The sequence below is a fragment of the Idiomarina sp. ST20R2A10 genome (assembly GCF_051842345.1).
Taxonomy (GTDB): domain Bacteria; phylum Pseudomonadota; class Gammaproteobacteria; order Enterobacterales; family Alteromonadaceae; genus Idiomarina; species Idiomarina loihiensis.
The window spans coordinates 742452-755174 of sequence record NZ_JBNIEY010000001.1 but is presented as its reverse complement, the minus strand read 5'-3'; the positions used below and the strand labels follow the sequence as shown (position 1 = coordinate 755174).

Below are 12723 nucleotides of genomic sequence, written 5' to 3'. Positions count from 1 at the left end.
CTTTATTAGTAACGTTAAACCTGAGCAGCTACTTCGTTGTGCTGCTCAATAAACTCAATTAACGCATCAGCCGGCATTGGTTTTGCAAAATAGAAGCCTTGAATGTATTCGCATTTGAGGCTTTTTAACGTCTGTAACTGAGCTTTAGTTTCAACCCCTTCCGCAACAACCTTCAGGCCAAGGTTATGTGCCATTGCAATAATTGACGCGACCATATTACGGTCTTTGTCGTTGATGGTTATGTCATCAACAAAGGCTTTATCAATTTTCAGGCTGTTCATAGGAAAACGCTTAAGGTACGACAGTGAAGAGTAACCTGTACCAAAATCATCCAGAGCCAGTTTTACACCCATATCAGATAGGTTTTCCATCATAGTAATGGCGCGTTCAGGGTCGCTCATGACCATGCCTTCGGTTATCTCAAACTCAACATGGCGAGGATGCAATCCCTCTTCACGTAAAATTTGCTCAATTTGCAAGGCCAGACTTGACTGCATAAACTGTCGGGCAGACAAATTAACAGCGATGCTCTTCGGGGAGCCCTGACAGGCCATAAAACGCTTCATATCACGGCATGCCAGCCGTAAAACTTCTTCGCCCAGGGGAATGATAAGCCCGGTTTCTTCGGCCAGAGGAATGAAGTCTGCCGGGTTAATCATTGAGCCGTCTTCACTCTCAATGCGAGCCAGTGCTTCTAGTCCGGCAATATGCCCGGAGTGTATTTCTATTTTCGGTTGGTAGTAAACCCGAATATTATGAGACTTCAATGCCGCTCTTAATTCATTTTCCAGCTTAAGTCGTTTGACCGCGTTTTCGTTCATTGACTGACTGAAAAACTGATAACAGTTTCCGCCACGCTGCTTCGCATGATACATGGCCATATCGGCTTTTTGTAAAAGCTCTTGTGAAGTCTGACCGTCGTGAGGGTAAAGTACAATGCCAATGGAACTGCCAATGACAATTTCATGCTGCTCAATAAAGTAGGGCTCTGCCACCTTAAGGTTAATTTGATTGGCTAAATCGCCAATTAGGTTAATGTCCACGCTGTCTTCAATGAGCAAACCAAACTCATCTCCACCCAGACGGTAAAGAGTATCCTGTCGACGACCAATATCCATGAGTCGCTCGGCAACCTGACATAAAAGTTCGTCACCAATCTCATGACCTAAGGAGTCGTTAATTTTCTTAAAGTCATCTAAATCAAAGAGTAATAAAGTATGTGAAACCTTTTTCCTGACCAGATTTGAATGACTGACCTGAAAGTAAGAGCGGTTCGGCAGTCCGGTTAATGTATCTGTGTTTGACAGGCGCCGAAGTTCGTTTTCTGTATGGCGCCTTTCGGTGATATCCGAAAAACTGGCAACAATGAGTGACACCTCGCCGTTATCATCCCTAACAGCATCAAGAGTTAATTCCATCAGGAACTCTTCACCGTTGGCTTTAACATCGGTGATTTCACCACGCCAGGTTCCTTCTTTAATTACCGACCTCTTTATCTGATTAACAAAGCTTTCGGGATAACACTCAAGCGTTAATAGCTGACCTAGCACCTGGTCACGACTGAAGCCGCTAATTCGTTCAAACGCATTATTGACTTCGCGTTTTCGGAAAAAGCGATCGAAGATGCAAATTCCATCAGATATATTCGTAATCGAAGAGGCCAGCATTGTAATTCGTTCTTCAGAGCTTACCAGACTACTTATATCACTTAGCGTACCGAACATAGTTCGCCGTTCATTGTTAACTTGGATTTTCCCTCTATCTAATACCCATAGCCAATTGCCTTGATTGTCCAACCGGTAGCTGCATTCGAACAACTCAGACTCCCCACTTAAATGGTCTTCAAGGCTTTTTTGTAGTCGTTTTAGATCTTCCGGATGCACGTTCGACTTGCCTCCAGATAGGCCTAGCCGTATACCGTCAATAGAGAAAGCAGGGCAGTTGTCCCAGATATTCTGTCGTATCAGCTCTCCTGACTCGAGATCCCACTCCCAGCATTGGTAACGGCTGGATAGGACGCCTTGTGCCTGCCGCCGATATTGTTTAAGGTCGTGGCGCATTTTCGCCTGACGCTGGCGTTGATAAAGCCAGTACGAGAACAAGCACAGGATAATGATAAGTATGTAGCCGAGCCAGGCTAAAGGCGTTTTCCAAAAGGGAGCGGGCACGTCAAGCTGAGCCACAGCCGATGGCGACCAACGGTCTTCGCGATAAGCTACCTGAACTTCTAGTTTATGAGATCCGGAGGGCAATGAAGATAGTTGCAGTGATGCCCTGTTGTTCTCTAAAGTTTGCCAATTATTTTCTGCATGACTCAATTTGTAGCGATAGCGTAACTCTGCCGGAGCTGCTGAAAACGGAACCGTAAAGTCTGCTATAAATGTAGCATTATTGACTCTTTCTAAATCAATATGGGGTGGTTTGTCTAACGGTTCATTATCGACAGAAATTACCTTTTTCTGCGAGACTTGTCCAAATGCGTTTATTTCGATGGCTTCGGTCTTTGTATGCAGCCAAAGCGAATGGTTAAACGTCGTTAAGTTCAAATTATCGGGCGTTGCCGATAATGCTGACGTTACCAGTGAATTCCAGTCTCTATTAATAATATCGTACTGATATAGGGCTCCGGAATTATCAACAAGATAAAGTTGGTTTGCGAATAAACGCATTTTATTGATCTCAAACTGGGCATCAGGGTAGTGATTAAGCTCCGAGATTTCTTCATTGACTGTATCGTAAAATACTAACCCTAACTCTGTCGCTAACCACCAGTTACCGTTGTCATCTTGTATTGCTGCTGATACTTGTTGCATCAGTTGCGGAATGTTAATGCTTGCTGAGCTTTGCTTTTTATTGAAATTGGAAGCAAGGGTAGCCGGAGCAAAAGGCGTGTTTATTTGAAATACGCCCTGATTATTGGTTAAGAAAAAAACATCTCCCCGGGTAATTTCTTTAGCTGCGGCTGCGGGTGCGTTATGTAGCAGGGTGAGCTTCCCATTTCGTAATTCATAAAGGCCATTTGCCGTACTGAGTAAAATTGCGGAATTGTTCTGAGTTAATGCTAAATTATTAACTCTCTCTATGTTGTTAAGGTAATCTGGAAGGGGGGTTAAACGTAAATCTTTGTCCAGCAGAATCAAACCTTGCTCTGTTGCAAGCCATAGCTGATTCTGAAAGTGAACCGCAGCATAAAGCTGGCTGCTCGGTATTTTTTCTGTAATTGGGTTTTGTTTACTAACCGCAAAAACTTCGCTGGAAAACCCGTCCCAAACAAATAACCCCTGATTATCAGTACTTAACCAGTTCCATTTCTTTCCGTGATAAATATAGTTGACTTGCTGAATGGGACTGCCGTTATAGCTTAGATTTAATGGTTCAAAAACCTTTGTTCCGGGAGTGTGGCGGTAAATTAATCTGCTTGTAGCAATCAGTAACCGGCCTTTTTCATCTTCTGATATGTGCTTTATACGAATCTGTTCACCAGACTGATGACCCGCTAAATCGAACGTATGAAGCTCATGTTCTGATGAAAACTGAAGTTTTGCCAGACCGCTGTGAGTTCCGAGCCATAGTGCACCCGATGCATCAAAAAACAGATGTTCGATATCATCTGGAAGCAAATGCTTCTTCGCCTCAGATAAGGCTAAACCGTTTTTGAACTCGCTGCCATCGAACCGAGTTAAGCCGCTGACTGTCGCTATCCACAAGAAACCTTCAGGCCCCTGGGCTATAGCATTTACATGGTTGCTGGGTAAGCCATCATTAAAGGTCCATTGATGTACTGAATTGTCTGTGGGGGACTGCTGTGCGTAAACATGAAAGCTAAAGCTTCCGGATAACAAAATACATAGAAAAAGAGCAGAGCATAATGTTCTGATAGGCAATGTAAAATTCACGACAAACCTATTGAATGGCTACTTTAGCAGCTCTTTATTGTTAATATATCGTTAAGATAACGAGAGAGGTACTTACTGTCAAAGACTATTCTACTCGGTCAGAGTTTGGGTTTGAAGCCTTAGCGCTTGCGATTTATCACCTAAACGCAGTTTTATTCGTTCCAGCCAGTCACTGAGTTGACAATGTTCCAGCGCACTGAGGAGTTCTTGCTGGCGGTTGAACCCTGTACCGGCGAGTTGAATAGCGCCCCAAAGTCTCTGACTGCGAACCCTTAAGTTGCGATCAATTGTCTTAATTTGCTGGTTAAGTACTGACTTAGCGTGGTGCCATTCTTTCAGTGTCAGATCCTCAAGCTCAGCAAGTTGCACGTTAATCACGTCATGTATTGCTTGATAAAGTTTATCGGCATCAAACTCGTGGGACTGTAAGAAGAATAAGATTCCGGGTAGACGTTGTACCGGAAAGTACTGGCTTCCGGCAGCATAACCCAGTTGTTGTTCGGTTCGTAAAGCCTGAAATATCGGTTGATGAATTAACTGTTGCAAGAGCATAAAGCTGATTTGCTCGGTTGAAGTATCATCTTCGCCCTGAAAATAAAGCAAAATAGCGGTATCTGAGTGTTCAGCAGGAACAATTAATTGCTGCGAACAAAAATCGCGGACACGTTTAACCGGAAGTCTTCTGTTGGGAACGCTTCGCTGGTCAGGGAGGTTATTTTTAATAAGCTGTCCCAGCTCCAGAGCATCGTCTTTTTGCCAGTCGCCATGAGCTAGCGCAGTAACATGCACTGGGGAGAAAAGCTTAGCGACTTCTATTGTAAACTGACGGAAAGAGACCTTCTCCAGTTCACAGGCTAAATCGCTAAGCCGAAATAAACCGGATTGCAGCTGCTGGTTTAGTTCAGCAAAAAGCTTGTTCAGTGGTTGACTCTGATGAGCGGAGTGCCAGTTACTTAGCAGACTTTGCTTTAGATCCTGCCAGCGGCGTCTTGCAAAACGAGTTTTTACAGCCCGCCGGATAAGGTGTTGCATTAACGGAATTTGACCGGCAGAAAGCCCGGTTGTATGTATCGTTATGCCATTTTGAGTTGGGTAAATATTAAAGTGTAATCCAGCGACTTCGGCATCATACAAGTCGTCATTTAACGCATCTATCATAAGCTCAGACCATAATCTGGCGATAGCGAAGTGAAAAGCTGAATTGGTTACCGCGGGTAACCTTAAGGACAAGTAGATATGCCCTTTGGGCACCCGGAAATCACGATCCTGCAGGTGCCATAGTTGTAACTGCGCGCTGTCTTCTAATCGTGTTGGCAAAGAACCACCAGACTCCAGAGGTAAAGGTTTAAATCGGGAGTTGAGAAAACGGTTCGGCTTAGGAAGCTGACAGTTGAAGTCATCCGGTGTTGATAAAAATAGCTGAAACTGTTTTTTGCTAATAGGGTTCAAACTATATTCCGTATGATAAATCGGCGCGACGTCAGTCGTACGGACATCAGGAGCAATTAGAGTAATACGCGCATTTTCAGCGGTCATCTGCTGCAGGGTTTTGGCTGCATAGGAATGATTTAACCCATCCATACGATAATCACCGTAGAGAGTGTCTTCCGGTTTATAGTGAAAAGCGTTTACGGCGAGCTGGTTAGCCAATTCTCCGACCGGAGTCGGCTCTTGATAAAGAAAACTCATTTCTGTGGTAATACGGCGCTCTTTGTAGCGCCAGTCTTCGATCCCGTCAGCTTCTATTTTTCGTATATAGGCAAAAACCCACTGAACAACCTGTTCAACTCTGTGGCGTCCAGACTCAGTAAGCTGGATATTAATATTAAAATCTTTGAAGTTACTACCACTAATGCCACCGCCCGCTGAAAGTGAGTTGACCCAACCCTTCGAACGCAACGAACTAAATAAACTTCCCGGACCCTCGTAGCCTAATAAATGCGCAATAAAGCTGGTGGTTTTATGCGGGTAGTCTGCGTCGATACTCGGTAACGGTAGTGTCAAAATAAGACGGTAAGCTGCTTTGATGGGCTTAACTTTTATCCATACTCCTTTTTGTTCCTTGCGATAAAGAGGAGCATTAATAGAAGTTTTTTTAGTGAGTTGCTGCTTAATGTCAGCGAAGTAGCGGTGTGCTAATTGCTTAAGTTCAGCAATAGATTGAGGCCCTGCAATGACCAGCCGCATTCTTTGCGCTACGTAATGCTCATTAAAAAAAAGCTGCAATTTGCTTTTTAAGGTACCGTGCTCATCGTGTCTGAGAGTATTAAGATTGCCCACAGAAAATTGACTGAAAGGGTGTTTTGGGTTAGCCGTAACCTTGTGAACCTGATACAAGCGTCGGAGTTCATCATTCTGTTTTAGGCGAAACTCCGACTCTATAGAACTTATTTCTTTGTCTATCCAACTCTCCGACAGCAATGGTTTTTTCAGCATAGCGGAAAAAAATTCCAGCGCCTGTGGCAGTGCATTAGCATTGCAGTCAAAGTGGTAGTTAGTAAATTCAGTGCCGGTCCAGGCGTTGTGCTGGCCACCCTGCAAATTTAAGAAGTGTCCGAAAGCGGAGGGTTCAGGAAACGCCTGGCTTCCTAAAAATAACATGTGTTCTAAAAAATGAGCCAAACCCTGAGTATGTTCAGGGTCATCGAAGTGGCCGGCATTTACCGCGACAGACGCCGCGGCTTTCTGGCTATCAGGGCAGTGAACCAACAACACTTTAAGCTGGTTCTCTAATGTCAGGTGCTGATAGTCTCGTTTGTCTCCAGAACTTCGGACAACACGGACGACCTCATCGTTAGGTGAAGAGTTCGCCATAATTCTCCTTGATATAGATTTCGAGGCGAGTTACTGATCCAGTGCCTGATTAAAGTCTTCTGGTTTATCAAAGTCGCCTTTAAAATCCTGCAAGCGCTTGTCGTTGAAGGTTAGTACCAGTTCTTTGCGGTAATCTTCGCCTGAATTGGGATCCATTTTATAAAGGTATACCCAGCGGTCAGAGTCAAAACTGTTCTGCGCAACAGGGGTTCCCAGCACAAAAACCACTTGTTCTTCGGTCATTCCTACACGCAATTTGTCGACATCGTCTTGCTCAAGATAATTTCCCTGAGGAATATCAATGCGATATACCATTTTATCGAGAAGAGAACAGCCATTTAAGGTTATAACGGCAACTAGAAAAACTCCAAATCTTGACATGAAATACCTATTAAAATTAATCTCAATTGATTGTATTGGCGTCGATGATAAACAATGACTTACCCGAACGCCAGTATAGAACGAATTTAACTGGCGAGTAATTCTCTCGCGTTAGCTTTCGCCATGTCGGTGACCTTGTCGCCGCCCAATAAGCGTGCCAGCTCCACAACTCTTTGTTCTTTCGATAACGCAACCACTGCGGTTTCAGTTTCGGCTCCATCCGTTGACTTGCTCACTTGCAATTGTTGATGAGCTTTAGCCGCGACTTGTGGTAAGTGGGTAACACAAATAACCTGAGAGGTTTTCCCCAAAGCCTGAAGCATAGAACCCACTATTGATGCCGTAGGGCCACTGACGCCAACATCAACTTCATCAAACATCATGGTAGGAACCGTTTTCTGTGTTGCGGTCATCACCTGTATGGCAAGGCTAATTCGCGAAAGTTCACCCCCGGAAGCGACTTTATTCAGCGCCTGTATGGGTTGTCCCGGGTTGGTTGTTACCAGAAACTCGACCTCATCGGTACCTAGTCGGGTAGCCCGGGCGCTGGCATCATGTTCAACCTGAATAACAAAACGACCATGCGGCATATTCAACTCTTGCATTGAGCTGCTTATTTTTTGACTTAATTCCGCAGCTGCCTGCTCGCGGCTTGTGGAAAGCTTAAGGGCACTCTCACGGTAAACTTTGCGAGCCTGCTGCCGGTCTTCGTCAAGTTTCTCGGCTTGTTCACCGGCTTGTTCCAGATTATCAAGCTCATCTATTAACTTCTTGTGTTGCTGGCTCAGTTCCGAGCCGGGTATCTGGTGCTTCTTCGCTAAATGAATAGCGGCGCTTAAGCGGTCTTCTATAATCTGGAGTTCGCCCGGGTCGAGCTCTAAGTCGTCCTGATACTGGCGTAATTCAAGCGCCGCTTCTTCAATGTGTACTTTCGCCTGTTGCAGTAACTGGTTAATAGGAGAAAGCGCGGTATCCATCTCTTCAGCTTCAGCTAAGCGTTGGCTGGCTGACTGAACCAGGCTGGACGCGTTATTGTGCTCCCCTTCGTAAAGAGCATTTAAAGCAAACACACCGGCTTCGAGTAAAACCTTGCTGTTACTTAAGCGTTTGTGTTTTTGCTCCAGTTCTTCGAATTCACCATCTTCCAGAGCAAACTCATTCAGCTCGTTAACCTGATATTCAAGTAATTGACGCTGGGCTTCCAGTTCTTCTTTTTGTTGCTGATAGCTCTGATATTGCTTCTCAACTGAAGCCCAGTTTTTATAGTCTTGCTGGACTTTGTCTAATAAGTGCTGATGGCGGGCGTAGCTATCGAGTAGCGTTAATTGATGCTCTTCTTTTAACAATAATTGGTGTTCGTGCTGACCATGAATGTTAACTAACAGAGGTGCCAGGGATTTTTGCTGACTGACGGGAACCGGTGTTCCGTTAATCCATGCTTTGGAGCGTCCGTCGCGCTGAATAACCCGACGTAAAACGCAGTCATCATCAGCATCAAACTCATTTTCAGTTAACCACTGATGGGCGGGGCTGGCATCTTCCAAAGCGAAAACAGCTGTAATTTCCGTTTTTTCCTGGCCCGGACGAACCCAGTTAGCATCGGCCCGACTACCCAGGCAAAGGCTCAAGGCATCCAGAGCTATAGATTTACCGGCGCCGGTTTCACCGGTGATAGCGGTCATGCCGTTGTGAAATTCAATGTCTAAAGATTTAACGACTGCAAAGTTGCGAATAGTTAATTGGGATAACATAATCTTCGCTCCAATACTGTTGATATATACAGGTTATACAGTATTTATACAGTAGCTGCGTCGAAATGCAAGTATCCCGTTTAAAAAAGTCGACTACCCCAGCCCAGTTTATTGCGTAATACGTGGTAGTAGTTGTGGTCAATCGGATGAATCATACGTAAGGCTTTCGGGTATTTTTTTATAATGACATCGTCGCCGGGGTGAACTGTCATCCTGACATGCCCATCGCAACTGATTTGCAGCAAGTCATTGTCAAAAGCGGCCTTTAATCTGACTTCACTGTTACCGTCGACGACAATTGGGCGACTGCTTAAAGTATGGGGAAACATAGTCACCAGAGTCATTGCGTCCAGACCGGGATGCAAAATAGGGCCGCCGCCTGATAATGAATAGGCGGTAGAGCCGGTTGGTGTGGCGCAAATTAAACCATCAGAGCGTTGACTAAAAACAAAATGGTCGTTTACATAGAGTTCAAACTCTATCATATGCGCGACTTTGTCTGAGTGCAGAACAATTTCATTAATTGCTCTGCCGGTACCTGATGAGCTGCCTTTGTTAATGACTTCAGCTGAGAGCAGGAAACGTTCCTCTACGTGGTAGTCTCCATTGAGCACAGACAACAAAGGCGTCATAACTTCGTCAGGGTCTAAGTCGGTTAAAAAGCCCAAATTGCCGCGATTGACGCCGATAACACCGATATCATATTCACATAAGGCGCGGGCAGCACCCAGCATGTTGCCATCACCACCGACGACAATAGCAATTTCGGCCCATTCACCTAAGTCTGGCAGGCTCAGCGTCTCAACCTCTTCCGGCAGGTTTAATTGCTCCGCCGTACGTGCCTCCAGACACAGCGCAAAACCACGATGAATTAAAGCCGTGGTAATTGTTTCTAAAGTTAACTGGGTACCGCGGTCGTCGGCTTTGCCGAGTAACCCAATCTTTGTAAAAGCGCTCATTAACGGGATCCTTATGCGTTCGTGTGCTTACGCTACGATGAGCAAGAAAATTTATCAAGTAAGAGAAATCCCCTTGAAAGAAAAAAACTTGCCCCCATTAATCCTGCAACCTTAATTTTAAACTGGTTAAAGAGAGTCACTTATGACCGATAAAAACGATTCGAAACAGAAAAATGAAGCGGCTGATGAGCCGACTGTAGAGCAGCAAAAAGCTGAACAGGAAGCAGCACAGGCAGCTGAAGAGGCGTTGCAACAAGATGTAGCAGCTGATGAAGCAGAAACTGCGGGACAGTCATCGGATCAAACGGATCGCATTGCTGAACTGGAATTGGCTTTAAGTAAAGCAGAAGCGAAAGTGAATGATCAACGCGACTCGGTACTACGCACTCAGGCTGAAATGGAAAACGTGCGTCGTCGGGCCAGTCAGGATGTTGAAAAAGCACATAAGTTTGCGCTGGAGAAGTTTGCTAATGAAATACTGACTTCGGTAGATAACCTGGAACGTGCTTTACAGCTGGCTGATAAAGAAGATGAAGCGAACAAAAACTTTGTAGAAGGGATTGAGCTTACCTATAAAAGCTTAACCTCAACGCTGGAAAAGTTTGGTGTAAAAGCAATTGGTGCAGAAGGCGAAGCCTTTAATCCGGATCAACACCAGGCCATGTCGATGCAGGAATCCGATGAGCATCCGAACAATACTATTATGGCGGTAATGCAAAAAGGCTACGAGCTGAATGGACGCCTGTTGCGTCCGGCAATGGTAATGGTTGCGCGTAACTCGAACTCGGGTGTGGATACAAAAGCGTAACAAAATCGAAAATTATCCCTGTGTTGGGTATTGAAATTCGAACATAGGCACCCCAGATAAGGGGTAACGAAACAAATTACATGAATCAGAAGTTGGAGACGAATCATGGGTAAAACGATTGGTATAGATTTAGGTACAACAAACTCTTGCGTTGCTGTACTGGATGGTGGCAAAGCTCGCGTTATTGAAAATGGCGAAGGCGACCGTACAACGCCGTCAGTAGTTGCATTTACTGACGATGGCGAAATTTTGGTAGGTTCACCGGCAAAACGCCAGGCAGTAACCAACCCAAATAAAACCTTGTTTGCGATTAAGCGCCTAATTGGCCGTCGCTTTCAGGACGAAGAAGTACAGCGTGATATCGGCATTATGCCTTACAAAATTGTTAAGGCTGACAACGGTGACGCATGGGTAGAAATTGATGGTGACAAAAAAGCGCCACCACAAATTTCTGCGGAAGTCCTGAAAAAGATGAAAAAGACCGCCGAAGAATTTCTGGGCGAGAAAGTAACGGATGCGGTAATTACTGTACCGGCATACTTTAACGATGCCCAGCGTCAGGCAACCAAAGACGCCGGTAAAATCGCTGGTCTTAACGTAAAACGTATTATTAACGAACCAACAGCCGCTGCTTTAGCGTACGGCATGGACAAGAAGTCCGGCGACAACGTGATTGCGGTGTATGACTTAGGTGGTGGTACGTTCGATATCTCTATTATTGAGATTGACGAAGTTGAAGGTGAGCATACCTTCGAAGTACTGGCAACTAACGGTGATACACACTTAGGTGGTGAAGACTTTGATAACCGTTTAATCAACTACTTAGTTGAGCAGTTCCAAAAAGACCAGGGCATGGACTTGCGTAAAGATCCCTTAGCTATGCAGCGTCTTAAAGAAGCCGCAGAGAAAGCGAAAATTGAACTGTCGTCAGCGCAGCAGACCGAAGTGAACTTACCGTATATTACGGCAGACAACGCTGGTCCTAAGCACATGGCCATTAAAGTGACCCGTGCGAAGCTGGAATCACTGGTTGAAGATTTAATCAAGAAGTCGCTTGAGCCATTGAAACAGGCTTTAGCCGATGCTGATCTGTCTGTCAGCGACATTCAGGACATTATCATGGTCGGTGGTCAGACTCGTATGCCGAAAGTACAGGCTGCGGTAACGGACTTCTTCGGAAAAGAGCCACGTCGCGATGTGAACCCTGACGAAGCTGTTGCAGTGGGTGCTGCGGTTCAGGCGGGCGTATTGCAAGGTGATGTTAAAGACGTATTGTTGCTGGATGTTTGTCCTCTGTCGCTGGGTATCGAAACCATGGGCGGCGTAATGACGAAACTGATTGAGAAGAACACTACGATTCCGACTAAAGAATCGCAAACCTTCTCAACGGCTGAAGATAATCAGTCCGCGGTAACCATTCATGTTATTCAGGGTGAGCGTAAACGCGCAGGGGATAACAAATCTCTGGGGCAGTTTAACCTGGAAGGTATTCGTGCAGCGGCACGTGGTGTACCGCAAATTGAAGTCACTTTTGACATTGACGCGGACGGTATTCTGCACGTATCGGCTAAAGATAAAGATACCGGCAAAGAGCAGAAGATCACCATTAAGGCGTCTTCTGGCCTGGATGAGTCTGAAGTCGATAAAATGGTTAAAGATGCGGAAGCGCACGCTGAAGAAGATAAGAAATTTGAAGAAATGGTGCAGGCACGTAACCAGGCTGACGGTTTGGTTCACGCAACCCGTAATCAACTGAAAGAAGTTGGCGATGCCTTGTCTCAGGAAGACAAAGACGCTATTGAGAAAGCTTGTGAAGAGTTAGAGCAGGCGGCTAAAGATGGTGACAAAGAAGCCATTGATGCGAAATCTCAGGCGTTGATGGAAGCATCACAGAAACTGATGGAAGCGGCTCAGCAGCAACAGGCACAGCAAGGTGCTGAAGGTGCAGCTGGCGGTGAACAGCAGTCTTCCAAAGCGGATGATGATGTTGTTGATGCTGAATTTGAAGAAGTCAAAGACGACGATAAGAAGTAAGCATTAAGGCAACTTCGCAAAAGCACACGGGTGTTGCCGAAAGGTAATACCCGTGTATTTGTATCAGGCTGACAAACAGC

7 protein-coding genes are annotated in these 12723 nt (G+C 45.3%); 2 read left to right on the top strand and 5 right to left on the bottom strand.

What is annotated here, in order from left to right; translation table 11 throughout:
* Positions 1–14: 14 nt before the first annotated feature.
* The 5 genes from ACP7H9_RS03740 to nadK form a co-directional block, all read right to left on the bottom strand.
* The gene (locus tag ACP7H9_RS03740; RefSeq protein ID WP_439222182.1) at positions 15–3896 is read right to left on the bottom strand and encodes an EAL domain-containing protein; all 3882 of its coding nucleotides are present in this window, start codon (positions 3894–3896) and stop codon (positions 15–17) included.
* A 90-nt stretch (positions 3897–3986) separates the two neighbouring features.
* Positions 3987–6710: an insulinase family protein gene (locus ACP7H9_RS03735; RefSeq protein ID WP_439222181.1), complete on the bottom strand. Its 2724-nt coding sequence runs from the start codon at positions 6708–6710 to the stop codon at positions 3987–3989.
* Positions 6711–6740: 30 nt separating this feature from the next.
* Positions 6741–7091, bottom strand: a complete 351-nt coding sequence (locus tag ACP7H9_RS03730; protein WP_011234241.1) for an outer membrane protein assembly factor BamE — start codon at positions 7089–7091, stop codon at positions 6741–6743.
* Between the two features lie 86 nt (positions 7092–7177).
* Entirely contained in the window at positions 7178–8842 is a 1665-nt protein-coding gene (gene recN, locus ACP7H9_RS03725) for a DNA repair protein RecN (RefSeq protein WP_439222180.1), read from the bottom strand.
* 80 nt (positions 8843–8922) lie between these two features.
* The gene (gene nadK / locus ACP7H9_RS03720) at positions 8923–9801 is read right to left on the bottom strand and encodes an NAD(+) kinase (protein WP_034820105.1); all 879 of its coding nucleotides are present in this window, start codon (positions 9799–9801) and stop codon (positions 8923–8925) included.
* Positions 9802–9943: 142 nt separating this feature from the next.
* On the opposite strand from nadK, the gene grpE reads away from it, so the two are divergent.
* Both grpE and dnaK read left to right on the top strand, forming a co-directional pair.
* Positions 9944–10609 carry a nucleotide exchange factor GrpE gene (grpE, locus tag ACP7H9_RS03715; protein ID WP_110012627.1) on the top strand — a complete coding sequence of 222 codons (666 nt, stop codon included), beginning with the start codon at positions 9944–9946 and terminating at the stop codon, positions 10607–10609.
* Between the two features lie 105 nt (positions 10610–10714).
* A complete protein-coding gene (gene dnaK, locus ACP7H9_RS03710) occupies positions 10715–12643 on the top strand; it encodes a molecular chaperone DnaK (RefSeq protein ID WP_110012626.1) in 1929 nt (642 codons plus the stop codon).
* The last annotated feature ends 80 nt before the right edge of the window (positions 12644–12723 follow it).